The sequence below is a fragment of the Streptococcus mitis genome (assembly GCF_946190375.1).
GTDB lineage: Bacteria > Bacillota > Bacilli > Lactobacillales > Streptococcaceae > Streptococcus > Streptococcus mitis_CJ.
In genome coordinates this window covers 79,369-103,022 of the sequence record NZ_CAMIAF010000008.1, presented here as the reverse complement: position 1 = coordinate 103,022, position 23,654 = coordinate 79,369, and the positions used below count along the sequence as shown (strand labels likewise).

At 40.0% G+C, this 23,654-nt stretch carries 23 protein-coding genes; 21 read left to right on the top strand and 2 right to left on the bottom strand.

What is annotated here, in order from left to right:
* Positions 1-839, bottom strand: an 839-nt coding sequence (locus N8M09_RS05255) for an ISL3 family transposase (RefSeq protein WP_261064282.1), incomplete at its 3' end; no start/stop codon positions are given.
* A gap of 570 nt (positions 840-1,409) precedes the next feature.
* Here N8M09_RS05255 and N8M09_RS05250 point away from each other — a divergent pair.
* The 21 genes from N8M09_RS05250 (at position 1,410) to pepC (ending at position 22,666) form a co-directional block, all read left to right on the top strand.
* Entirely contained in the window at positions 1,410-1,601 is a 192-nt protein-coding gene (locus tag N8M09_RS05250; protein WP_261064280.1) for a hypothetical protein, read from the top strand.
* Positions 1,598-1,792: a hypothetical protein gene (locus N8M09_RS05245; protein ID WP_261064278.1), complete on the top strand. Its 195-nt coding sequence runs from the start codon at positions 1,598-1,600 to the stop codon at positions 1,790-1,792. The genes N8M09_RS05250 and N8M09_RS05245 overlap by 4 nt, the downstream gene beginning before the upstream one ends.
* Complete coding sequence (locus N8M09_RS05240) at positions 1,779-2,663, top strand: ABC transporter ATP-binding protein (RefSeq protein ID WP_261064277.1); 885 nt, start codon at positions 1,779-1,781, stop codon at positions 2,661-2,663. The genes N8M09_RS05245 and N8M09_RS05240 overlap by 14 nt, the downstream gene beginning before the upstream one ends.
* A gap of 1 nt (position 2,664) precedes the next feature.
* Complete coding sequence (locus tag N8M09_RS05235; protein WP_153192748.1) at positions 2,665-3,402, top strand: ABC transporter permease; 738 nt, start codon at positions 2,665-2,667, stop codon at positions 3,400-3,402.
* Positions 3,402-4,499 carry a sensor histidine kinase gene (locus N8M09_RS05230; RefSeq protein ID WP_261064275.1) on the top strand — a complete coding sequence of 366 codons (1,098 nt, stop codon included), beginning with the start codon at positions 3,402-3,404 and terminating at the stop codon, positions 4,497-4,499. Before N8M09_RS05235 ends, N8M09_RS05230 begins: the two co-directional genes overlap by 1 nt.
* Before the next feature lies 1 nt (position 4,500).
* A complete protein-coding gene (locus N8M09_RS05225) occupies positions 4,501-5,100 on the top strand; it encodes a response regulator transcription factor (RefSeq protein ID WP_261064273.1) in 600 nt (199 codons plus the stop codon).
* Positions 5,101-5,422: 322 nt separating this feature from the next.
* The gene (rpsL, locus tag N8M09_RS05220; protein ID WP_001142332.1) at positions 5,423-5,836 is read left to right on the top strand and encodes a 30S ribosomal protein S12; all 414 of its coding nucleotides are present in this window, start codon (positions 5,423-5,425) and stop codon (positions 5,834-5,836) included.
* Between the two features lie 19 nt (positions 5,837-5,855).
* On the top strand, positions 5,856-6,326 hold the full coding sequence (gene rpsG, locus N8M09_RS05215; protein ID WP_000087873.1) for a 30S ribosomal protein S7: 471 nt from the start codon (positions 5,856-5,858) through the stop codon (positions 6,324-6,326).
* A gap of 282 nt (positions 6,327-6,608) precedes the next feature.
* Positions 6,609-8,690: an elongation factor G gene (gene fusA, locus N8M09_RS05210; RefSeq protein WP_000090348.1), complete on the top strand. Its 2,082-nt coding sequence runs from the start codon at positions 6,609-6,611 to the stop codon at positions 8,688-8,690.
* A gap of 103 nt (positions 8,691-8,793) precedes the next feature.
* On the top strand, positions 8,794-13,185 hold the full coding sequence (locus N8M09_RS05205) for a PolC-type DNA polymerase III (RefSeq protein ID WP_261064271.1): 4,392 nt from the start codon (positions 8,794-8,796) through the stop codon (positions 13,183-13,185).
* 76 nt (positions 13,186-13,261) lie between these two features.
* The gene (locus N8M09_RS05200) at positions 13,262-13,768 is read left to right on the top strand and encodes a DnaA/Hda family protein (protein ID WP_261064269.1); all 507 of its coding nucleotides are present in this window, start codon (positions 13,262-13,264) and stop codon (positions 13,766-13,768) included.
* Positions 13,769-13,780: 12 nt separating this feature from the next.
* The gene (locus N8M09_RS05195) at positions 13,781-14,731 is read left to right on the top strand and encodes a helix-turn-helix transcriptional regulator (RefSeq protein ID WP_261064268.1); all 951 of its coding nucleotides are present in this window, start codon (positions 13,781-13,783) and stop codon (positions 14,729-14,731) included.
* 7 nt (positions 14,732-14,738) lie between these two features.
* Positions 14,739-16,052, top strand: coding sequence for a DUF262 domain-containing protein (locus tag N8M09_RS05190; RefSeq protein WP_261064266.1), 1,314 nt, complete (start codon positions 14,739-14,741; stop codon positions 16,050-16,052).
* On the top strand, positions 16,046-17,941 hold the full coding sequence (locus tag N8M09_RS05185; protein ID WP_261064265.1) for a DUF262 domain-containing protein: 1,896 nt from the start codon (positions 16,046-16,048) through the stop codon (positions 17,939-17,941). The genes N8M09_RS05190 and N8M09_RS05185 overlap by 7 nt, the downstream gene beginning before the upstream one ends.
* An 89-nt stretch (positions 17,942-18,030) precedes the next feature.
* Positions 18,031-18,294 (top strand): type II toxin-antitoxin system RelB/DinJ family antitoxin, encoded by a 264-nt coding sequence (locus N8M09_RS05180; protein WP_261012978.1) that lies wholly within the window; start codon positions 18,031-18,033, stop codon positions 18,292-18,294.
* Complete coding sequence (locus N8M09_RS05175) at positions 18,287-18,565, top strand: type II toxin-antitoxin system RelE/ParE family toxin (protein ID WP_261043527.1); 279 nt, start codon at positions 18,287-18,289, stop codon at positions 18,563-18,565. The genes N8M09_RS05180 and N8M09_RS05175 overlap by 8 nt, the downstream gene beginning before the upstream one ends.
* A gap of 20 nt (positions 18,566-18,585) precedes the next feature.
* Complete coding sequence (locus N8M09_RS05170; RefSeq protein ID WP_000776617.1) at positions 18,586-18,738, top strand: hypothetical protein; 153 nt, start codon at positions 18,586-18,588, stop codon at positions 18,736-18,738.
* A gap of 21 nt (positions 18,739-18,759) precedes the next feature.
* Positions 18,760-20,001 (top strand): aminopeptidase, encoded by a 1,242-nt coding sequence (locus N8M09_RS05165; RefSeq protein WP_033679625.1) that lies wholly within the window; start codon positions 18,760-18,762, stop codon positions 19,999-20,001.
* A 9-nt stretch (positions 20,002-20,010) separates the two neighbouring features.
* Entirely contained in the window at positions 20,011-20,241 is a 231-nt protein-coding gene (locus N8M09_RS05160) for a GlsB/YeaQ/YmgE family stress response membrane protein (RefSeq protein WP_261064263.1), read from the top strand.
* A gap of 257 nt (positions 20,242-20,498) precedes the next feature.
* Positions 20,499-21,221: a pseudouridine synthase gene (locus N8M09_RS05155; RefSeq protein ID WP_261064261.1), complete on the top strand. Its 723-nt coding sequence runs from the start codon at positions 20,499-20,501 to the stop codon at positions 21,219-21,221.
* Positions 21,222-21,331: 110 nt separating this feature from the next.
* Complete coding sequence (pepC, locus tag N8M09_RS05150; RefSeq protein ID WP_261064259.1) at positions 21,332-22,666, top strand: aminopeptidase C; 1,335 nt, start codon at positions 21,332-21,334, stop codon at positions 22,664-22,666.
* Between the two features lie 55 nt (positions 22,667-22,721).
* Here the strand turns inward: pepC and N8M09_RS05145 are convergent, their stop codons facing one another.
* Positions 22,722-23,633, bottom strand: coding sequence for a PTS system mannose/fructose/sorbose family transporter subunit IID (locus N8M09_RS05145; RefSeq protein WP_000136865.1), 912 nt, complete (start codon positions 23,631-23,633; stop codon positions 22,722-22,724).
* Between the last annotated feature and the right edge of the window lie 21 nt (positions 23,634-23,654).

Sequence of the window (23,654 nt, the reverse complement as noted above, 5' to 3'; positions counted from 1 at the left end):
CTGAGTTTACGACTATCTTGTTGAATGAGTTTCCAGTAACGCTTGATAGCCTTGTATTCATGGGATTTTCGCTCAAATTGATTCATGATTTGAACACGGACACGACTTATAGCACGGCTTAAGTGTTGCACAATATGAAAACGATCTAGAACAATTTTAGCACATGGAAAAAGCTGTTTAGCCAAGTCATAATAAGGACTAAACATATCCATCGTAATGATTTTCACCTGACAACGGACAGCTCTATCGTATCGAAGAAAGTGATTTCGGATGATAGCCTGTGTTCTTCCTTCAAGAACGGTGATAATGTTGAGATTATCAAAGTCTTGTGCAATGAAACTCATCTTTCCTTTAGTGAAGGCATACTCGTCCCAGGACATAATCTTTGGAAGACGAGAAAAATCATGCTTAAAGTTGAAATCATTGAGCTTTCGAATGACAGTTGAAGTTGAAATGGAAAGCTGATGGGCAATATCGGTCATAGAAGTCTTTTCAATTAACTTTTGCGCAATCTTTTGGTTGATAATACGAGGAATTTGATGATTCTTCTTGACGAGTGAGGTCTCGGAGACCATCATTTTCGAGCACTGATAGCACTTGAAACGGCGTTTTCTAAGGAGAATTCTAGTAGGCATACCAGTTGTTTCAAGGTAAGGAATCTTAGACGGTTTTTGGAAGTCATATTTCTTCATTTGACTTCCACATTCAGGACAAGAGGGGGCCTCATAATCCAGTTTAGCGTTAATTTCCTTGTGTGTATCCCTATTGATGATATCCATAAATTGGATATTAGGGTCTTTGATATCGAGTAGTTTTGTGATAAAATGTAGTTGTTCCATATGATTCTTTCTAATGAGTTGTTTAGTCGCTTTTCATTATAGGTCATATGGGATTTTTTTTCTACAACAAAAGAGGCTCCATAATATCCATAGGGGATTTACCCACTACAAATATTATAGAGCCCATTAAGAGAGAATCAGTTTGGTTCCCTCTTTTTTCGATTTTAGTAATTCATTTTATATAGTGATTTTAATAACAATCGTTTAATAAATACTGTAGTTAATTATACACATTGAAATTTAATAGATTTTATAACTCTTATTAATTTTTTAATAAAGCACTAGAAGAGTTTCTGTTGAATCTATAGTATATATTTTTATGTTATAAAAATTGCTCCTATTACGATTTTAAATAAGTATTAGTTTACATTATAGTTTGAATTGAATTTGATGTCACGATAAAGGAAGTGACTATAGATTCTTTTCTACCTCATGTTTTATTGTATAGTGTATCTTGCTAATTTTGAATAGAATTTTTTATGACATTTGTCATATCTCCTCATGACAGAAGCTTCTAGTGATTCTACCTTCAAAGAATTATACTAGATGTATCAAGTGGAGGAAGAAAAAATGAAACATAAAATGATTGTCGCAATGAGTCTAGTAGCAGCAGGAGTCATGACTTATCTCATGTTCTCAGGATTGGATGAAGATTTCTATCATTTTCCTTGGGAGCTATTTGCAGGATTTGGAATGATGTCCTGGCTTATCCGAGAAGGTTTGAAATTAGTCTCAGATGTGAAAAAGGAGTTTGAAAAATGAAAAAAGCGTTTCTCTATCTTTTTATTGGAGTATCACTAGTGGTATGGTTGGTGGAAATATTTACAGGTTGGTTTGATCAAGCCTTCCTTCACCAATTCATCCGTGGTGCCTGGGGAGTTGGATTTATGATTTTTATCGCCTTTCCTATGGGAAAGGAGTGGCTGAAAGGAGAATATCATGAACATGATTAAGGTAGAAAGCCTAAATATAAACATCAAGGGCAAGGCTATTTTGAAGGATATTTCCTTTGAGGTAGCTGAAGGTGAATGCGTCGCCTTGATTGGGCCCAATGGTGCTGGGAAGACCACACTCTTGGACTGTCTGCTTGGAGATAAACTGGTCACAAGCGGTCAAGTATCCATCCAAGGCTTGCCAGTGACGAGCTCTAAGTTAGACTACACTAGATCCTATCTCCCTCAAGAGAATGTAATCGTTCAGAAACTAAAGGTAAAAGAGTTGATTGCTTTCTTTCAAAAAATTTATCCAAATCACTTGAGTAACCAGGAAATAGATCAACTATTACAGTTTGATAAGGAACAAAAAGAGCAATTCGCAGAAAAATTATCAGGTGGACAAAAGCGTCTTTTCTCTTTTGTCTTGACCTTAATTGGGCGACCAAAGCTTGTCTTTTTAGATGAGCCAACTGCTGCCATGGATACCTCTACCCGTCAACGTTTTTGGGAAATTGTTCGGGACCTAAAAGCGCAAGGAGTCACCATTCTCTATTCGTCTCATTATATTGAAGAGGTAGAGCATACAGCTGACCGGATTTTGGTTTTAAATAAGGGTGAATTGATTCGTGATACGACGCCTCTAGCTATGCGTAGTGAGGGAATTGAAAAGCATTTTATCCTTCCTCTGGCATACAAGGAAATTGTTGAGCAGTCTAACTTGGTTGAAAACTGGGTACAAAAACAAGATGCTCTGCAAGTAGTCACACGAGAGGCAAATGCTTTTTGGGAACTGTTAGTTAAAGCAGGATGTAGCATACAAGAAATCGAAGTTAATAACCGTAGTTTGCTAGATACAATCTTTGAAGAAACACAAAAGGGAGATGACTAAGATGAAACGATGGATCGCACTAAACAAGATAGAATTTCTATTGACCAAACGACAATTAGTCTATTATTTATTATCAGTAGGTATGCCGACAGCCTTCTATTTATTCTTTTCAGGCATGTACCAGGACACACCCGGTGGACCAGCTAATTTTATGCGTGATTACCTCATCTCCATGACGGCTTTTTCCATGATGTCGACAGCCATGTTTTCATTTCCAGCTGTCTTACATACCGATAAAATCAACAACTGGCAGAAAACATTGCGCCATACTCCGGTAAATATGGTAGAATATTATCTATCAAAGATCACAAGTATGCTGGTTGATTATTTGGTTTCAATCTTGGTGGTTTTCTCAGTTGGGCATTTTGTAAGAGGTGTGGATATGCCTTTAGCAAGTTGGATTGGGGCTGCGTTCTTGCTGATAGTAGGAAGTATTGCCTTTGTAGCGCTTGGTTTGACCTTGACACTCTTGCCTTCTAGTCAGCTGATGTCAGTCGTGGGCAATCTTCTCTATCTAGGCTTGGCTGTTTTAGGCGGACTCTGGATGCCCATCTCTTTATTTCCAGACTGGATGCAAGCAATCGGGAAGTGCCTACCAACTTATCAGTTGATGGAGTTGCTCAAGACCTTCTTAAACGAGGGTGGCATCAATTTATCAGCCACAGTTTATCTACTTGTTTTTTCAGCAGTTTTGTTTGGTTTGACCATTTACCTTCAAGGTCATAAGGAGAATGCTTAATGCTTGAAAGACTGAAAAGCATAGACTATATGTATTGGGCCAGTTTGATTTTTATGGTTTTTCCCATCGTTCCTGTAGTGACTGGGGAGCTTCCTAGCTGGCATTTGTTGATTGACATTCTGTTTGTCTTGGCTTACTTAGGTGTTTTAACCACCAAGAGTCAGCGTTTATCCTGGATCTGTTGGGTGATTATGCTAGCCTATGTAGCTGGGAATACTGCCTTTGTTGGTGTAAATTATATCTGGTTCTTCTTTTTCCTTGCCAATCTCTTAATTTATCATTTCGGCGTACGTAGTTTTAATTCTTTACATGTCCGGACTTTTCTCCTTGCTCAATTCCTTGTTGTGGGGCAACTTTTGATTTTTCAGGAAGTTGAAGTTGAGTTTCTAGTCTATCTGCTTGGAATTATCACTTTTATCGATTTAATGACTTTTGGCTTGGTTCGGATTCGTATTGTGGAGGATTTGAAAGAAGCTCAGGCTAAGCAAAATGCCCAGATAAATCTATTGCTTGCTGAAAATGAACGCAGTCGTATCGGTCAAGATTTGCATGATAGTCTGGGGCATACCTTTGCTATGATTAGTGTCAAGACAGATTTAGCATTACAGTTATTACAGATTCAGGCTCATCCACAGGTGGAAAAGGAATTAAGAGAAATACAGCAAATTAGCAAAGACTCAATGCGTGAAGTTCGAACGATTGTGGAAAATCTTAAGTCTAGAACTTTGACATCCGAACTAGAGACTGTGAAAAAGATGTTAGAAATTGCTGGAATTGAGGTGGAAACAGATAATCAACTAGACACTGCCAGCCTTACTCAGGAATTGGAGTCAACGGCTTCTATGATTTTGCTTGAGCTAGTGACCAATATCATCAAACATGCCAAAGCGTCGAAGACTTACTTAAAATTACAACGAACAGAGAAAGAACTCGTTTTAACAGTAAGAGATGATGGCTGTGGCTTTTCTTCCCTAAAGGGGAACGAACTCCATACTGTCCGAGATCGTGTCCTTTCATTTTCAGGAGAAGTAAGAGTAATCAGTCAGAAACATCCAACGGAAGTGCAAGTTCGGCTACCTTATAAGGAGAGAAACTAAGATGAAACTACTTGTTGCAGAAGATCAAAGTATGTTACGAGATGCCATGTGCCAGTTGCTTGCCTTTCAAGCAGATGTAGAGTCTGTCTTACAAGCCAAGAATGGGCAAGAAGCAATCCAACTCTTAGAAAAAGAGTCCGTAGATATCGCCATTCTTGATGTAGAGATGCCTGTTAAGACTGGCCTCGAAGTCTTGGAATGGATTCGAGCAGAAAAACTAGAAACAAAGGTGGTTGTGGTGACGACCTTCAAGCGTCCTGGTTATTTTGAACGTGCAGTCAAGGCTGGAGTAGATGCTTATGTCTTGAAAGAAAGAAGCATTGCAGACCTCATGCAAACCTTGCATACTGTCCTCGAAGGACGCAAGGAGTATTCGCCTGAATTGATGGAAGTGGTAATGACACATCCCAATCCATTAACAGAGCAAGAAATCGCCGTTTTAAAGGGAATTGCTCAAGGCTTGTCTAACCAAGAAATTGCAGATCAACTTTATTTATCAAACGGAACCGTCCGAAACTATGTCACCAATATTCTTTCTAAACTAGATGCTGGTAATCGAACAGAGGCAGCTAATATCGCAAAAGAATCTGGTTGGTTGTGATGATATAATATTTTTTGAACATTATGTGCTAAAATTGATGGGATGGGATTGCATGGAACAATACCAAACTTTAGGAGGGGCTTATTCCTCCTTTTCTTTCTTTCTTTTGGGAGCAATACAAACGAGCTAAAAATAACAATAAAAAAGAAAAACATCTTGACAAGCAAGGGAAAAATTTGTTACAATAATAGACGGTACTTTTTACTTTTGGTCTCTCAAGAGTGTACAGGGACGTGCTGACAAATGTTGCAAAAGTACACACAGATGATAGCTGTCACCAAGTGTATCATCACCAAAAATAAAAAAACACAGGAGAATGTAGATGCCTACAATTAACCAATTGGTTCGCAAACCGCGTAAATCAAAAGTAGAAAAATCTAAATCACCAGCTTTGAACGTTGGTTACAACAGTCACAAAAAAGTTCAAACAAACGTTTCTTCACCACAAAAACGTGGTGTTGCAACTCGTGTTGGAACAATGACACCTAAAAAACCTAACTCAGCCCTTCGTAAATTCGCTCGTGTACGTTTGAGCAACCTTATCGAAGTTACTGCCTACATCCCAGGTATCGGACACAACTTGCAAGAGCACAGCGTGGTTCTTCTTCGCGGTGGACGTGTAAAAGACCTTCCAGGGGTACGTTACCATATCGTCCGTGGTGCACTTGATACTGCAGGTGTTAACGATCGTAAACAAGGCCGTTCTAAATACGGTACTAAACGTCCAAAAGCATAAGGAAAGGGGATAAAGAGAAATGAGTCGTAAAAATAGAGCTCCAAAACGTGACGTATTGCCAGATCCGCTTTACAATTCACAATTAGTTACTCGTCTTATCAACCGCGTTATGCTTGACGGTAAACGTGGTACCGCTGCTTCAATCGTTTACGGTGCTTTTGAGCAAATCAAAGAAGCTACTGGCAACGATGCACTTGAAGTATTTGAAACAGCTATGGAAAACATCATGCCTGTACTTGAAGTACGTGCACGTCGTGTTGGTGGATCTAACTACCAAGTCCCAGTTGAAGTTCGTCCAGAACGTCGTACAACACTTGGACTTCGTTGGTTGGTAACAATCGCTCGTCTTCGTGGTGAACACACAATGCAAGACCGTCTTGCAAAAGAAATCTTGGATGCTGCTAACAACACTGGTGCAGCAGTTAAGAAACGTGAAGACACTCACCGTATGGCTGAAGCTAACCGTGCATTCGCACACTTCCGTTGGTAATATAGGATGCGAAAGCGTTAAGAAAGTCCCAGAGAAAATAGGGAATCAAAGCAGGTTGCGATTGCAACCAATGAGATTCATCTTTTTCTCCAGACTTTTAGCTTGAGTTCAACTCAACTAACTTGGGCTTTTAGCCCGAGTTCAACTCAACTTACCAGCTTGTAAGTTGAAACCAACAATAGCATGAAAACATTGAGAACGGGTAGGTCCTGCCTATCCGTTTTTATTAAAATCGTGTTATAATAGAATAGAAATCAAAAATAAATAGGAGAAACAAACCTCATGGCACGCGAATTTTCACTTGAAAAAACTCGTAATATCGGTATCATGGCTCACGTCGATGCTGGTAAAACAACAACTACTGAGCGTATTCTTTACTACACTGGTAAAATCCACAAAATCGGTGAAACTCACGAAGGTGCGTCACAAATGGACTGGATGGAGCAAGAGCAAGAACGTGGTATCACTATCACATCTGCTGCGACAACAGCTCAATGGAACAACCACCGCGTAAACATCATCGACACACCAGGACACGTGGACTTCACAATCGAAGTACAACGTTCTCTTCGTGTATTGGATGGTGCGGTTACAGTTCTTGACTCACAATCAGGTGTTGAACCTCAAACTGAAACAGTTTGGCGTCAAGCAACTGAGTACGGAGTTCCACGTATCGTATTTGCCAACAAAATGGACAAAATTGGTGCTGACTTCCTTTACTCTGTAAGCACACTTCACGATCGTCTTCAAGCAAATGCACACCCAATCCAATTGCCAATCGGTTCTGAAGATGACTTCCGTGGGATCATCGACTTGATCAAGATGAAAGCTGAAATCTATACTAACGACCTTGGTACAGATATCCTTGAAGAAGATATTCCAGCTGAATACCTTGACCAAGCTCAAGAATACCGTGAAAAATTGATCGAAGCAGTTGCTGAAACTGACGAAGAATTGATGATGAAATACCTCGAAGGTGAAGAAATCACTAACGAAGAATTGAAAGCTGGTATCCGTAAAGCGACTATCAACGTTGAATTCTTCCCAGTATTGTGTGGTTCTGCTTTCAAGAACAAAGGTGTTCAATTGATGCTTGATGCGGTTATCGACTACCTTCCAAGCCCACTTGACATCCCAGCAATCAAAGGTATCAACCCAGATACAGACGAAGAAGAAACTCGTCCAGCATCTGACGAAGAGCCATTTGCAGCTCTTGCCTTCAAGATTATGACAGACCCATTCGTAGGTCGTTTGACATTCTTCCGTGTTTACTCAGGTGTTCTTCAATCAGGTTCTTACGTATTGAACACTTCTAAAGGTAAACGTGAACGTATCGGACGTATCCTTCAAATGCACGCTAACAGCCGTCAAGAAATCGATACTGTTTACTCAGGTGATATCGCTGCTGCCGTTGGTTTGAAAGATACTACAACTGGTGACTCATTGACAGATGAAAAAGCTAAAATCATCCTTGAGTCAATCAACGTTCCAGAACCAGTTATCCAATTGATGGTTGAGCCAAAATCTAAAGCAGACCAAGATAAGATGGGTATTGCCCTTCAAAAATTGGCTGAAGAAGATCCAACATTCCGCGTTGAAACAAACGTTGAAACTGGTGAAACAGTTATCTCTGGTATGGGTGAGCTTCACCTTGACGTCCTTGTTGACCGTATGCGTCGTGAGTTCAAAGTTGAAGCGAACGTAGGTGCTCCTCAAGTATCTTACCGTGAAACATTCCGCGCTTCTACTCAAGCACGTGGATTCTTCAAACGTCAGTCTGGTGGTAAAGGTCAATTCGGTGATGTATGGATTGAATTTACTCCAAACGAAGAAGGTAAAGGATTCGAATTCGAAAACGCAATCGTCGGTGGTGTGGTTCCTCGTGAATTTATCCCAGCGGTTGAAAAAGGTTTGGTAGAATCTATGGCTAACGGTGTTCTTGCAGGTTACCCAATGGTTGACGTTAAAGCTAAGCTTTACGATGGTTCATACCACGATGTCGACTCATCTGAAACTGCCTTCAAGATCGCGGCTTCACTTGCTCTTAAAGAAGCTGCTAAATCAGCACAACCAGCTATCCTTGAGCCAATGATGCTTGTAACAATCACTGTTCCAGAAGAAAACCTTGGTGATGTTATGGGTCACGTAACTGCTCGTCGTGGACGTGTAGATGGTATGGAAGCACATGGTAACAGCCAAATCGTTCGTGCTTACGTTCCACTTGCTGAAATGTTCGGTTACGCAACAGTTCTTCGTTCTGCATCTCAAGGACGTGGTACATTCATGATGGTATTTGACCACTACGAAGATGTACCTAAGTCAGTACAAGAAGAAATCATTAAGAAAAACAAAGGTGAAGACTAATCAGTCCTCACTCTAGAAGGAAGTCACTTAGTGGCTTCTTTTTGTCTTTAGAAAATACCTCTAAGTATGGTAAAATAGTAGGAGAATAATGTGAGGAAAATGAATGTCAAATAGTTTTGAAATTTTGATGAATCAACTGGGGATGCCTGCTGAAATGAGGCAGGATCCTGCTTTAGCACAGGCTGATATTGAGCGAGTTGTGGTTCATAAAATTAGTAAGGTATGGGAGTTTCATTTCGTATTTTCTAATATTTTACCGATTGAAATCTTTTTAGAAATAAAGAAAGGTTTGAGCGAAGAATTTTCTAAGACAGGCAATAAAGCTGTTTTCGAAATCAAGGCTCGGTCTCAAGAATTTTCAAATCAACTCTTGCAGTCCTACTATAGAGAGGCTTTTTCTGAGGGGCCATGTGCTAGTCAAGGTTTTAAGTCCCTTTATCAGAATTTGCGAGTTCGTGAGGAGGGCAATCAACTCTTTATTGAAGGCTCTGAGGCGATTGATAAGGAACATTTTAAGAAGAATCATCTTCCTAATTTAGCGAAACAACTTGAAAAGTTTGGCTTTCCAACTTTCAACTGTCAAGTAGAGAAAAATGATGTGCTGACCCAAGAGCAGGAAGAGGCCTTTCATGCTGAAAATGAGCAGATTGTTCAAGCGGCCAATGAGGAAGCGCTCCGTGCTATGGAACAACTGGAACAGATGACACCTCCTCCAGCTGAAGAGAAACCAGCCTTTGATTTTCAAGCTAAAAAAGCTGCAGCTAAACCCAAGTTGGACAAGGCGGAGATTACTCCTATGATTGAAGTAACGACAGAGGAAAATCGTCTGGTCTTTGAAGGGGTTGTTTTTGATGTAGAGCAAAAAGTGACCAGAACAGGTCGTGTTTTAATCAACTTTAAAATGACGGACTACACTTCCAGTTTTTCTATGCAAAAGTGGGTTAAAAATGAGGAAGAGGCTCAGAAATTTGATCTCATCAAGAAAAATTCTTGGCTCCGAGTTCGTGGGAATGTAGAAATGAATAACTTCACACGCGATTTGACTATGAATGTGCAGGATGTGCAGGAAGTTGTTCACTATGAGCGGAAGGATTTGATGCCAGAAGGTGAGCGTCGGGTTGAGTTTCATGCTCATACTAACATGTCGACCATGGATGCTCTACCAGAGGTCGAAGAAATCGTTGCGACAGCTGCTAAGTGGGGACACAAGGCTGTTGCCATTACGGACCATGGGAATGTCCAGTCCTTCCCACATGGCTATAAGGCGGCTAAGAAAGCGGGAATCCAGCTGATCTATGGTATGGAAGCCAACATCGTGGAGGACCGTGTCCCTATCGTCTATAACGAAGTGGGGATGGACTTGTCAGAAGCGACCTATGTGGTCTTTGACGTGGAAACGACGGGTCTATCAGCCATCTATAATGATTTGATTCAGGTTGCGGCTTCTAAGATGTACAAGGGGAATGTTATTGCCGAATTTGATGAATTTATCAATCCTGGGCATCCCTTGTCAGCCTTTACCACAGAGTTGACTGGAATTACAGATGATCATGTAAAAAATGCCAAACCACTTGAACAAGTTCTGCAAGAATTTCAAGAATTTTGCAAGGATACAGTCTTAGTCGCCCACAATGCCACCTTTGACGTTGGCTTTATGAATGCCAATTATGAGCGTCATGGTCTGTCGAAGATTAGTCAGCCAGTGATTGATACGCTGGAGTTTGCTAGAAATCTCTATCCTGAGTATAAACGTCATGGTTTGGGGCCTTTGACCAAGCGTTTTGGTGTGGCTCTGGAACATCATCACATGGCCAATTACGATGCGGAAGCGACTGGTCGTTTGCTTTTCATTTTTATAAAAGAGGTGGCAGAAAAACATGGTGTGACTGATCTAGCTAGACTCAACATTGATCTAATCAGTCCAGACTCTTATAAAAAAGCTCGGATCAAGCATGCGACTATTTATGTCAAGAATCAGGTAGGTCTGAAAAATATCTTTAAACTGGTTTCTTTGTCCAATACCAAGTACTTTGAAGGGGTTCCGAGGATACCGAGAACGGTTCTAGATGCCCATCGGGAAGGTTTGATTTTAGGATCAGCCTGTGCAGAAGGTGAAGTTTTCGATGCAGTCGTTTCCCAAGGTGTGGATGCGGCGGTTGAGGTGGCCAAGTATTATGACTTTATCGAGGTCATGCCACCAGCTATCTATGCTCCCTTGATTGCTAAAGAACAGATCAAGGATATGGAGGAGCTCCAGACTATTATCAAGAGTTTGATAGAGGTTGGAGACCGTCTTGGTAAGCCTGTTCTTGCTACGGGAAATGTCCACTATATCGAACCAGAAGAAGAAATTTACCGTGAAATTATTGTCCGTAGTTTGGGACAGGGGGCTATGATTAACCGGACCATCGGTCACGGTGAACATGCCCAACCAGCACCACTTCCAAAAGCCCATTTTAGAACGACCAATGAGATGTTGGACGAATTTGCTTTTTTAGGCGAGGAACTGGCTCGGAAACTGGTCATTGAAAATACCAATGCCTTGGCAGAAATCTTTGAGCCTGTTGAGGTTGTAAAAGGTGACTTGTACACGCCTTTCATCGACAAGGCTGAAGAAACAGTCGCTGAATTAACCTACAAGAAAGCTTTTGAGATTTATGGAAATCCGCTACCAGATATCGTTGATTTGCGAATTGAAAAGGAATTAACTTCCATTCTGGGGAATGGATTTGCTGTGATTTATCTGGCATCACAGATGCTGGTACAACGTTCCAATGAACGGGGCTACTTAGTTGGTTCTCGTGGGTCTGTCGGTTCAAGTTTTGTTGCGACTATGATTGGGATTACGGAGGTTAATCCTCTCTCTCCTCACTATGTTTGTGGTCAGTGTCAGTACAGCGAGTTTATCACCGATGGTTCTTACGGTTCAGGTTTTGATATGCCCAATAAGGACTGTCCAAAGTGTGGCCACAAACTCAGTAAAAATGGGCAGGATATTCCGTTTGAGACCTTCCTCGGTTTTGATGGGGACAAGGTTCCAGATATTGACTTGAACTTCTCGGGAGAAGACCAGCCTAGTGCCCACTTGGATGTGCGTGATATCTTTGGTGAAGAATATGCCTTCCGTGCGGGAACGGTTGGTACGGTAGCTGCTAAGACTGCTTATGGCTTTGTCAAGGGCTATGAGAGAGATTATGGCAAGTTCTATCGTGATGCAGAGGTGGAACGCCTTGCTCAAGGTGCAGCTGGTGTCAAGCGGACTACGGGACAACACCCGGGGGGAATTGTTGTTATTCCTAACTACATGGATGTCTACGATTTTACGCCTGTCCAGTATCCAGCGGATGACGTGACGGCTGAATGGCAGACTACCCACTTTAACTTCCATGATATTGACGAGAACGTCCTCAAACTTGATGTACTGGGACATGATGATCCGACCATGATTCGGAAACTTCAAGATTTATCTGGGATTGATCCTAATGAAATCCCTATGGATGATGAAGGCGTGATGGCTCTCTTTTCAGGGACGGATGTTCTTGGAGTAACACCTGAGCAAATCGGAACTCCGACGGGTATGCTGGGGATTCCAGAATTTGGAACCAACTTTGTACGTGGGATGGTAGATGAGACGCATCCGACGACTTTTGCGGAGTTGCTGCAGTTGTCAGGGTTGTCTCACGGTACCGATGTTTGGTTGGGAAATGCCCAGGATTTGATCAAGCAAGGAATTGCAGACCTATCAACTGTTATTGGTTGTCGGGACGACATCATGGTTTACCTCATGCATGCTGGTCTCGAGCCTAAGATGGCCTTTACCATCATGGAACGGGTGCGTAAAGGCTTATGGCTCAAGATTTCCGAAGAGGAACGCAATGGCTACATCGAAGCCATGAAGGCCAATAAGGTGCCAGAGTGGTATATCGAATCCTGTGGGAAAATCAAGTACATGTTCCCTAAGGCCCATGCGGCAGCCTACGTTATGATGGCCTTGCGTGTGGCCTACTTCAAGGTTCACCATCCCATTTATTATTACTGTGCTTATTTCTCCATCCGAGCTAAGGCTTTTGATATCAAGACCATGGGAGGGGGCTTAGATGCTATCAAGCGTAGAATGGAAGAAATCGCTGAAAAACGGAAGAATAATGAAGCCTCTAATGTGGAAATTGACCTCTATACAACTCTTGAGATTGTCAATGAAATGTGGGAACGCGGTTTCAAGTTTGGCAAACTCGATCTCTACCGTAGTCAGGCAACAGAGTTTCTCATTGATGGGGATACCCTCATTCCGCCATTTGTAGCAATGGATGGTCTGGGAGAGAACGTTGCTAAGCAATTGGTACGAGCGCGTGAAGAGGGAGAATTCCTCTCCAAAACAGAATTACGTAAGCGTGGCGGGCTGTCATCTACCTTGGTTGAAAAGATGGATGAAATGGGGATTCTCGGCAATATGCCAGAGGATAATCAGTTGAGTTTGTTTGATGAGTTGTTTTAAGAAAAAAATTAACAGACGGACAAATATTGTCCATCTGTTTTGTTATACTTATAGTACAAAAGAAAAAGAGGTTTAAATGATGAACAATACAGGCTTAAATAACAAATATCAACTTGAAAATTTTCTAGAAAAAGATGGCAATGCTTTAGCAAAGAAAGAAGCCTTAGAAGTAGTAAAGAACTTAGGCTTAAAATACAATCCATTTTATATTTATGGGGAATCGGGTTCAGGAAAAACACATCTGCTACAAGCTATTGGTAATAAGGTTCTTGAGAAAAATCCAGAAAAGCGAGTAAAATATATTTCTGCCGAAAACTTATTAGAAAATGAGCTAGAAATACAAAAAATTAGAGGTGAGGAGTTGGATCTTCTACTAGTAGATGATATTCAGGTATTGGGAGAAAAAGATGATATGATTCAAGAAAAAATTTTTAACCTCTTTAATTCTTTCTTTGGTAGGAAAACGCAAATTGTTTTATCTGGTAATTCTGAACCAGATCAGTTGAAAAATGTTCAATCTCGTTTGATTGTGCGTTTTAAGTGGGGAATGATAGCGTGTCTAACATCGCTTGAAGATGAATAAAAAGGACTTTAGATGAATGATCAAGAGAGATTACTAACGATCTTTTTACGCTTACAGTTTGGGATTCCATTAGGAAAAAAGCAACTGGTTCAGGAATTTGAGGTTAGTAAAAAGACGATACAGAGAGATTTTTCGCTACTCCGTGATATTTTATCTAGTAACACCAGTTATAGTGGAGATTTGCTTTATAACCGTAAGACGAATAAGTATTGTTTAGCAAGTAAGTCAGTTTTTAATAAAAAGGATATACTCGTTATTTCAAAGATTTTATTGGAAAATCGAGCATTGAATCGGCCAGAAATTGATAGCTTACTAAAAAATTTACTGGTTTTAGTTCCTCGTGATGACCAGAAAGAAATCGAGAAGATTATTGGTAGTGAAAAGCTCAATTATGCTCCCTTAGCGGATCAGCAAAATAGAATAGAGAAAATTTGGAATTTATCAGAAGCTATTTTGCATGAACAGGTTCTAGACATTATCTATCAAAAACCTTATTCTGAATCTTCTAAGAGGCAGACTGTTTTACCAGTCTCTCTTTACTATGATAGTCATTATTTCTATCTGGTTGTTTACCAGTTGAAACATGCTACTTATATTACTTTAAGAGTAGACCGTATCCAGTCATGGTCTCTTAGTGGTATAGAGAAACCCTCTATTTCTTATCGAGATAAATTTAGAGATGGTGACATTCGTAACGAGAGAGTGGATGCTTTTATCGGGAAGAAAATCAGTATTGAGATCGAGTATTTGAATGATCCGACTATTGTGATGGATCAATTTCCAAATGCAAAAATAGTTGGGAAAAATGGTGACTGGACTCATTTTCAGTTTGAAAGTCAGCATACACCGGGTCTTAAACGCTGGTTGCTGGGACAAGGGGAAGCAGTTACTGTTTTGTCTCCTCGGATTTTAGTAGAGGATATGAAGCGAACAGTTCAAGAAATGATAGATAAATATAAATGAGGATAAAATGAGTATTCAATTTACTTCTAAAAAGGTTGGAGAACTATTGGAAGAAGGGGACTTGCGAATTCCTTCTTATCAAAGACCTTATAAATGGAACAGAAAACATATCCGTAATCTTTTTTATGATTTACGAGATGCTATGGGGAAAAAGGAATATCAGATTGGATCCGTTATCCTGCATGAAAATGATGGACACTTAGATATTGTCGATGGACAGCAACGGCTAATTTCAATTTCTTTGTTTCTTCATTCGTTAGATGATTTAGAGAATTATAAGGGTGCGAATCAACTGTTGAGTGCTGAAGAATTTGGAGAGATATCTTGCTATCATGCGAGTGAAAATTATAATGAGTGGAAAAATTTAACTCAATTAGTTGGCGAAAATGAGGCAAAAGATATTTGCAACTTTTTATTAGAGAATTGTGCTGTCTCTGTGATTACTATGCCCCAAGAACGATTATCAGAAGCCTTTCAGTTATTTGATTCTCAGAATAATCGTGGAAAATCTTTAGAACCTCATGATTTGCTCAAAGCTTATCATCTTCGCAAGCAAGATTCCGAAGACGAAAGAATTGTGGAAAAGTGGGAGCAATTTGTAGAGGATAAAGAGTTAAGTCTCAAAGAGTTGTTTGATAAACATCTTTTTCGTATGAGACGTTGGTCGCGAGGAGAGACAGGATTAACAAACAAGCGTTATGGATCTTATCTCCGCTTTACAGAGGATTTTATTGACGATTTTAAAGGCGTTGATTTGAATCAGAACTTTCCATATCTAGAATTGTATCGTCATATTGAAAATCTCCCTATGTCAATTACTATGCCAATCATTGATGGAAGTAAATTTTTTGAGTATATTGAATCTGCTCATGAAACTATTAGAGTTCATAAAAATTTTTTAAATAAACAGTTAGGGGTCTCTAATGAGTCAGAGAAGGAAGAACAAAATTTAGCTTACCCAGAAGGTATGTTAAACATTTACAATAGCTCAAAGGGGCGCTACCTCAAGTGTCACAATCTATTTCTAAATATTTGCTTGCTTTTCGCAGATAGATTTGGAAAAGATGAGCTATCAAAGGAGATAGTAGAGACCTTGTTTATTTGGTCTTACTACCCTCGAGTTAAATCTAAAGCCATATATGATGCGACGGTTGGGAACTATGCTGCTGGTGGAAGGTTTAGACAAAAAGAGGTTCAAAAGCTATTTCAACTTTTATCCCATGCTGTCACTCCGAATGATTTTATGATCAAGATAGATAGAGAGTTATTTGAAAATTATACTGTGGATAGGATTATAGAAGAGGAAAAAGATAAATGGTAGAAACACATATAAGTTTATCAGTTAATCGTTTGTTAAATGAAGATACCTATGCTATTCCTCTTTATCAGAGAAATTTTGCTTGGACTTATGATGAAATTGAGCAGTTATTGAACGACGTAGCAGATGCTTTTCAAGAAAATAGAGACAATTATTATATTGGAACATTGGTCGTTAATAAAGAGAATGACATTTTCAAAATCATAGATGGGCAACAACGGACAACAGCCCTTAATTTGATTGCCTTAGCTTTGAAGCATGAGTTTGGTTTTGATAGATTGAAAGCTGTCAATCTTACCTTTCCAGCTAGGAAGAAATCGAATGAGAATATTCAAAAGCTATTTACCAAGCAAAAAATTTCAGAGGACGATGAAAATGAGCTGACTAGAGGTTACGGACATGCTAAAGACGCATTGAAAAAAGTGCTAGAGGAGCGCCGTCTTGATCTTCAGTCTTTCGTTGATTATCTTTTTGAGAAGGTTATCATTTTTCGGAGTATACTTCCTGAAGATTTAGATTTGAATCTTTATTTCGAACGTTTCAACTCTCGAGGTGAACAACTAGAAGCTCATGAGATTCTTAAGGCGCAAATGATGGCTAAGTTCGGTACAGATCAAGAAATGGCGCAAAAGTTTGCGAGAATTTGGGATGCCTGTGCAGAGTTTGATAAGCCGGTAGCAAGTCAGTTTAAGATGCGGCGGAAGAGAGCAGATGACTTTCAAGAACGTGAACGTATTTTTGGATGGCATTTTACAAATTACTCATTTCATAATATTTATAATGATATTGATTTTCATCAAAATGAAAGAAGAAAGTTATCAGATATATTAGGAAAAAAGATAAATGAAAAAAATATAGAAGTAGAAAAAGATTTTGGCGATTATACTACAGTCATTGATTTTCCAACATTCTTACTCCATGTTTTGGCAATTGAGGAAGGTAAGAAAACTGATGAGATTCAACTAGATGATAAGAAACTCTTAGCACTATTTGATATAAAAAATAAAGATAAAACTTGGGTTATTGAATTTAGTGAATTTCTTCTTAGAATAAAACATATTTTCGATAATTACATCATTAGAAACTCGAATACGGATTCTTCAAGTAGAAATAAGGATGAATGGTTTTTACAGAAGGGGACTTATTATGAATATCAACCTAATGGGAAAGCGAAAGAGCATTATATCGTTGAAGAACGCTTTACTAAGAATACATTTTCAGATTCGGAAATTAACCAAAACATTATCCTCCTTCAATCCATGTTTGCTGTGACCTTTACTGCTAATCGTGATAGTCGTTGGTTATATGAAATCTTGCAATTTTTGTTTAACCATATTGAAGAGTTAAATCAAACAGAATTTGCTAGTCAGTTTAAGGATTTTCTTGAGAAAATGGCAGTGAGATATGCTGAGGAAAGTTTGTTTGACAAGGATGGAAATATCAAAAGATATGGCGCCATTCGTGTTTATGATTTCAATTTTATAGATTATGTTTTATGGAAAAATTGTTCGGATTTAAAAGTAAAGTATTCGAACGTTGAATTTGAAGATTTTAAGTTTACATATCGTCGTTCCATAGAGCACTGGTTTCCACAACATCCAAATAGTGATGAAATAGTTGAAAAGATGGATGATAAATTTTTGCACTCCTTCGGGAATCTTTGTATCATTACAGATAGTCAGAATTCGAAGTTTGGAAATTTAGTTCCAAGTGCAAAATATAATCAATGGCAAGATATATTTTATCGTCAAAGTTTAAAATTACAGATGATGGCAGAGATAACTTCTAAAAAAGATTCTGGTTGGGGTTCGAAACAAATAATAGAACTGGAAAAGGAAATTTTGACTAGGGTAAATAATTTTATAGAAAGTAAGTCATCAGAACAGCTATAATCATTTATTCAAAGAGGCTAATGTATATCCAATAGATTTACATTAGCCTTCTTTTTTGTTAAAATAATAGATAGAAAGAGGGTGAGAGTATGTCAAAGACGAGCATGAGTATTCGTTTGGATAGCGAGGTTAAGGAGCAGGCCCAACAGGTGTTTAATAATCTGGGAATGGATATGACAACAGCTATCAATATTTTCCTTCGTCAGGCTATTCAATATCAGGGATTACCTTTCGATGTCAGACTAGACGAGAATCGGAGGTTGCTTGAGGTATTAACGGATTTAGACCAAAATCGTAATATGAGCCAACCCTTTGAATCAGTCTCTGACTTGATGGAGGATTTGCGTGCTTAAGATTCGTTATCATAAACAGTTTAAAAAAGATTTTAAGTTGGCTATGAAGCGTGGTTTGAGGGCAGAATTATTAGAAGAAGTTTTAAATTTTCTTGTTCAAGAAAAAGATCTTCCTGCTAGATATCGTGATCATCAATTGACGGCATCTAAGCATTTTCAAGGAGTTCGTGAATGCCATATCCAGCCAGATTGGCTTTTGGTTTATAAAGTAGACAAGGAAGAATTGATTTTAAACTTGCTTAGGACAGGCAGTCATAGTGATTTGTTTTAATAAATTTTAAGGGGGTTCTCATGAAACTTAGAATCTTCGCAGAAGATAAACCTGCTGAAAAGGTTTTTGACTATCAGTTAGAGCTGGCAGATGAAACAATTATTCTATCGACAGCACTCTTGTCAGGTGCTATTGCTTTGGCAGGATTATTTTCTGCTTTGAAAGAAAAATAAAAATAGAAAAGGACAAATAAAATGGTTTTACCAAATTTTAAAGAAAATCTAGAAAAATATGCGAAATTATTGGTTGCGAACGGAATCAACGTGCAACCTGGTCACACTTTGGCTCTCTCTATCGACGTGGAGCAACGTGAGTTGGCTCACTTAATCGTCAAAGAAGCTTATGCCTTGGGGGCGCATGAGGTGATCGTTCAGTGGACAGATGATGTCATCAACCGCGAGAAATTCCTCCACGCACCGATGGAACGTTTGGACAATGTGCCAGAATACAAGATTGCTGAGATGAACTATCTCTTGGAGAACAAGGCTAGCCGTCTCGGTGTCCGTTCATCTGATCCAGGTGCCTTGAACGGTGTGGACGCTGACAAACTTTCAGCTTCTGCAAAAGCGATGGGACTTGCCATGAAGCCAATGCGTATCGCAACTCAATCCAATAAAGTCAGCTGGACTGTGGCAGCCGCTGCTGGACTTGAGTGGGCTAAGAAAGTCTTTCCAAATGCTGCGAGCGACGAAGAGGCAGTTGATCTCCTTTGGGACCAAATCTTCAAAACTTGCCGTGTCTACGAAGCAGATCCTGTTAAGGCTTGGGAAGAGCATGCAGCCATCCTCAAGAGTAAGGCAGATATGCTTAATAAAGAACAATTTTCAGCCCTTCATTACACAGCACCAGGAACTGATTTGACACTTGGCTTGCCGAAGAACCACGTTTGGGAATCAGCTGGTGCTATTAATGCGCAGGGAGAAGGATTTTTGCCAAATATGCCGACAGAGGAAGTATTCACAGCACCAGACTTCCGCCGTGCAGATGGTTATGTCACTTCTACAAAACCGCTTAGCTATAACGGAAATATTATTGAAGGTATTAAAGTAACCTTTAAAGACGGCCAAATCGTAGACATTACTGCTGAGAAGGGTGATCAGGTCATGAAAGACCTTGTCTTTGAAAATGCGGGTGCGCGTGCCTTAGGTGAATGTGCCTTGGTACCAGATCCAAGTCCAATTTCTCAGTCAGGCATTACCTTCTTCAACACCCTTTTTGATGAGAATGCTTCAAACCACTTGGCTATCGGTGCAGCCTATGCGACTAGCGTCGTTGGTGGAGCAGAGATGAGTGAAGAGGAGCTTGAAGCTGCGGGACTTAACCGTTCAGATGTTCACGTGGACTTTATGATTGGTTCTAATCAGATGGATATCGATGGTATCCGTGAGGATGGAACACGTGTGCCTCTCTTCCGTAACGGAGATTGGGCAAATTAAGGAGCCAAGATGATAGGAAGTATGTTTGTTGGTCTCCTAGTGGGATTTTTAGCAGGTGCTCTGACCAATCGTGGAGAGCGAATGGGATGTTTTGGAAAAATGTTTCTGGGCTGGATTGGTGCTTTTATAGGCCACTTGCTTTTTGGGACTTGGGGACCGATAATAGCAGGAACTGCCATTATTCCGGCAGTACTAGGTTCCATGATTGTCTTAGCGATTTTCTGGAGACGAGAAAGTTAATTTCTTAAATCTGATACTCAATGAAAATCAAAGAGCAAACTAGGAAACTAGCCGCAGGTTGCTCAAAGCACTGCTTTGAGGTTGTAAATAAGACTGACGAAGTCAGCTCAAAACACTGTTTTGAGGTTGCAGATAGAACTGACGAAGTCAGTAACCATACATACGGCAAGGCGACGTTGACGCGGTTTGAAGAGTATGAAATGAAAAGGAGGTTGGTCATTGAGACAGCCTCCTTTTGAGTATGATATAATAGTTCTATGAGATTAGATAAATTTTTAGTTGCCTGCTCTGTGGGAAGTCGGACTGAGGTCAAAAACTTGCTCAAGGCTGGGCGCGTGACGGTAAATGGTAAAAAAGAAAAATCAGCTAAATTGCAGATTGATGAAAAAATAGATGAGATTCGCTTTGACGGGCAAGTGTTGGAGTATGAAGAGTTTGTCTACTACATGATGAACAAGCCCCAAGGAGTTATTTCAGCGACTGAGGATTCCAAGCACAGAACCGTGTTGGACTTGCTGGATGATATTGCTCGTAGCAAGGAAGTTTTCCCAGTAGGACGCTTGGATATTGACACGCATGGTCTTTTGCTCTTGACCAATGACGGCAAACTAGCTCATGCTCTTCTTTCACCTAAGCGTCATGTGGATAAGACTTATCTGGCACAGGTTAAGGGAATTATGACCCAAGAAGATGTGGAGACATTTGCTAAGGGCATTCCTCTCAAAGACTTTACCTGTCAGCCTGCTAGACTGGAGATTATTTCTATAAATACAGAAAAGAATCAAAGCCGAATCCGTGTGACCATTGCAGAAGGGAAGTTCCATCAGGTCAAGCGTATGGTGGGCTACTGTGGTAAGGAAGTAGTAGACTTGCAACGTTTGACTATGGGAACTCTAGTATTGGATGAGAACTTGCAGCGAGGAGAATGGCGTCGCTTGACCAAGGAGGAGTTAGAAGCTCTCCTTGCGAATATTGCCTAATTTGATTTATATTCGAAAAGGTGAGGGAGAATATCCTTGCCTTTTATGTTTTTCAGTTGCTTACTTTGTGAAAAGCGTTATAATAGACTGTAGAATAAAAGGAGGAATCTATGAACGCGATTCAAGAATCATTTACTGATAAACTATTTGCCAACTATGAAGCAAATGTAAAATACCAAGCGATTGAAAATGCTGCTAGCCACAACGGAATTTTTGCAGCTCTAGAACGTCGCCAAAGCCACGTAGACAATACGCCTGTTTTCTCATTGGATTTGACCAAGGACAAGGTAACCAACCAGAAAGCGTCTGGTCGTTGCTGGATGTTCGCAGCCCTTAACACCTTCCGCCACAAACTCATCTCTCAATACAAATTGGAAAACTTTGAGTTGTCACAAGCCCACACTTTCTTCTGGGACAAGTATGAGAAATCCAATTGGTTCTTGGAGCAAGTCATTGCGACTGCAGACCAAGATTTGACGAGTCGTAAGGTTAAATTCCTACTTCAAACTCCACAACAAGATGGCGGTCAATGGGATATGGTCGTTTCTCTCTTTGAGAAATACGGTGTCGTGCCTAAGTCAGTTTATCCTGAGTCTGTTTCATCTAGCAGCAGTCGTGAGCTAAATGCAATCCTTAACAAATTGCTGCGCCAAGATGCTCAAATCTTGCGTGACTTGCTTGCTTCTGGCGCAGACCAAGCGACTGTTCAAGCTAAGAAAGAAGACCTCTTGCAAGAAATCTTTAACTTCCTTGCTATGTCATTGGGGCTTCCACCACGTAAATTTGACTTTGCTTATCGCGATAAAGATAACAACTACCAAAGCGAAAAGGGCATCACGCCACAGGAATTTTACAAGAAATATGTCAATCTTCCTCTAGAAGACTACGTTTCTGTTATCAATGCTCCAACTGCTGATAAACCATACAGTAAATCGTACACAGTTGAGATGTTGGGAAATGTGGTTGGTAGCCGTGTGGTTCGTTACATCAACGTTCCAATGGAGCGCTTGAAAGAATTGGCGATTGCTCAAATGCAAGCAGGTGAGACTGTTTGGTTTGGTTCAGATGTCGGTCAGCTCAGCAACCGTAAAGCTGGAATCCTTGCGACAGATGTTTATGACTTTGAATCAAGCATGGACATTAAACTCACTCAAGACAAGGCTGGACGTTTGGACTATAGCGAAAGCTTGATGACCCACGCTATGGTCTTGACAGGTGTTGATTTGGATGAAAATGGCAAATCAATCAAGTGGAAGGTTGAAAACTCATGGGGAGACAAGGTCGGTACAGATGGTTACTTTGTTGCCTCAGACGCTTGGATGGACGAATACACATACCAAATCGTTGTCCGTAAAGAATTGCTGACAGCAGAAGAACAAGCTGTCTATGAAGCAGAACCAATTGTACTCGCACCATGGGATCCAATGGGTGCCTTGGCCGAATAAAAGTATAGAAAAAAGGAATCAGATTTTAGAATCTGATTCCTTTTAAGTTGCTTGATTACATGATGTGAAGAACATGTGCCACAATACCCACTGCGAAGAGGGCAAGGATGATAGTGATTGGAGATACTTTTTTCTTAAGCAAGTACATGCAAAGGAAAGTAAGGAGTAGTCCTGATAGTCCAGGAATCAACATATCCAAGTTTTGTTGGAAAGTAGTAACTTTTTCAGATGTTTGAGATAATCCTTGTCCTACTTGTGCGAATGCTTCTTGGATACCTTTAGATCCTTCTGGCAATTTATCCCAATGGATATAAGCTTTTTCATCTAGTTGAACTTTGGCAACATCGAAAGCAAATTTAATATTTACCCAACGTTGAACAAGGACAGCAAGAATGAACATACCAAGGATAGAAGCTCCTTTAGTGATGTCTTGAAGGATACCGCCAGACATATCTTTAGTGATTTCTGATCCAGCCTTGTATCCAATCTCTTGTGTATACCACAAGAATGACATACGAATCAAGTTCCAAAGAACGAAGAAGAGGATTGGACCTAAGATATTACCAGTAAGGGCAAGTGAAGCACCGAGTGATCCAAGGATTGGGCGTACTGTAAACCAGAATACTGGGTCACCGATACCAGCAAGAGGTCCCATCATACCGATTTTAACCCCTTGGATAGCAGCGTCATCAATTTCAACACCGTTAGCACGTTCTTCTTCAAGTGCAAGAGTAACCCCCATGATTGGAGCGGCTACGTATGGGTGAGTGTTGAAGAACTCAAGATGGCGTTCAAGAGCAGCGATTTGATCTTCTTTTTTAGTGTAGAGTTTTTTAAGAGCTGGAATTAATGAGTAAGCCCAACCCAAGTTTTGCATACGTTCATAGTTCCAAGAACCTTGTAAGAAAGTTGAACGCCACCAAACTTTTTTACGATCTGATTTAGTTAATTGAAGTTTTTCAGTCATGATGTTTTCAGTCCTTTCTTA

Excerpts from the sequence above, each read along its gene's own strand:
- N8M09_RS05240 (WP_261064277.1), top strand. The coding sequence starts at position 1,779 with ATGAACATGATTAAGGTAGAAAGCCTAAATATAAACATCAAGGGCAAG.
- N8M09_RS05160 (WP_261064263.1), top strand. The coding sequence starts at position 20,011 with ATGATAGGAAGTATGTTTGTTGGTCTCCTAGTGGGATTTTTAGCAGGT.
- N8M09_RS05170 (WP_000776617.1), top strand. The coding sequence starts at position 18,586 with ATGAAACTTAGAATCTTCGCAGAAGATAAACCTGCTGAAAAGGTTTTT.
- N8M09_RS05155 (WP_261064261.1), top strand. The coding sequence starts at position 20,499 with ATGAGATTAGATAAATTTTTAGTTGCCTGCTCTGTGGGAAGTCGGACT.
- N8M09_RS05195 (WP_261064268.1), top strand. The coding sequence starts at position 13,781 with ATGAATGATCAAGAGAGATTACTAACGATCTTTTTACGCTTACAGTTT.
- pepC (WP_261064259.1), top strand. The coding sequence starts at position 21,332 with ATGAACGCGATTCAAGAATCATTTACTGATAAACTATTTGCCAACTAT.
- N8M09_RS05250 (WP_261064280.1), top strand. The coding sequence starts at position 1,410 with ATGAAACATAAAATGATTGTCGCAATGAGTCTAGTAGCAGCAGGAGTC.
- rpsG (WP_000087873.1), top strand. The coding sequence starts at position 5,856 with ATGAGTCGTAAAAATAGAGCTCCAAAACGTGACGTATTGCCAGATCCG.
- N8M09_RS05200 (WP_261064269.1), top strand. The coding sequence starts at position 13,262 with ATGATGAACAATACAGGCTTAAATAACAAATATCAACTTGAAAATTTT.
- N8M09_RS05180 (WP_261012978.1), top strand. The coding sequence starts at position 18,031 with ATGTCAAAGACGAGCATGAGTATTCGTTTGGATAGCGAGGTTAAGGAG.
- N8M09_RS05165 (WP_033679625.1), top strand. The coding sequence starts at position 18,760 with ATGGTTTTACCAAATTTTAAAGAAAATCTAGAAAAATATGCGAAATTA.
- N8M09_RS05235 (WP_153192748.1), top strand. The coding sequence starts at position 2,665 with ATGAAACGATGGATCGCACTAAACAAGATAGAATTTCTATTGACCAAA.
- N8M09_RS05225 (WP_261064273.1), top strand. The coding sequence starts at position 4,501 with ATGAAACTACTTGTTGCAGAAGATCAAAGTATGTTACGAGATGCCATG.
- fusA (WP_000090348.1), top strand. The coding sequence starts at position 6,609 with ATGGCACGCGAATTTTCACTTGAAAAAACTCGTAATATCGGTATCATG.
- N8M09_RS05190 (WP_261064266.1), top strand. The coding sequence starts at position 14,739 with ATGAGTATTCAATTTACTTCTAAAAAGGTTGGAGAACTATTGGAAGAA.
- N8M09_RS05145 (WP_000136865.1), bottom strand. The coding sequence starts at position 23,633 with ATGACTGAAAAACTTCAATTAACTAAATCAGATCGTAAAAAAGTTTGG.
- N8M09_RS05245 (WP_261064278.1), top strand. The coding sequence starts at position 1,598 with ATGAAAAAAGCGTTTCTCTATCTTTTTATTGGAGTATCACTAGTGGTA.
- N8M09_RS05230 (WP_261064275.1), top strand. The coding sequence starts at position 3,402 with ATGCTTGAAAGACTGAAAAGCATAGACTATATGTATTGGGCCAGTTTG.
- N8M09_RS05185 (WP_261064265.1), top strand. The coding sequence starts at position 16,046 with ATGGTAGAAACACATATAAGTTTATCAGTTAATCGTTTGTTAAATGAA.
- rpsL (WP_001142332.1), top strand. The coding sequence starts at position 5,423 with ATGCCTACAATTAACCAATTGGTTCGCAAACCGCGTAAATCAAAAGTA.
- N8M09_RS05205 (WP_261064271.1), top strand. The coding sequence starts at position 8,794 with ATGTCAAATAGTTTTGAAATTTTGATGAATCAACTGGGGATGCCTGCT.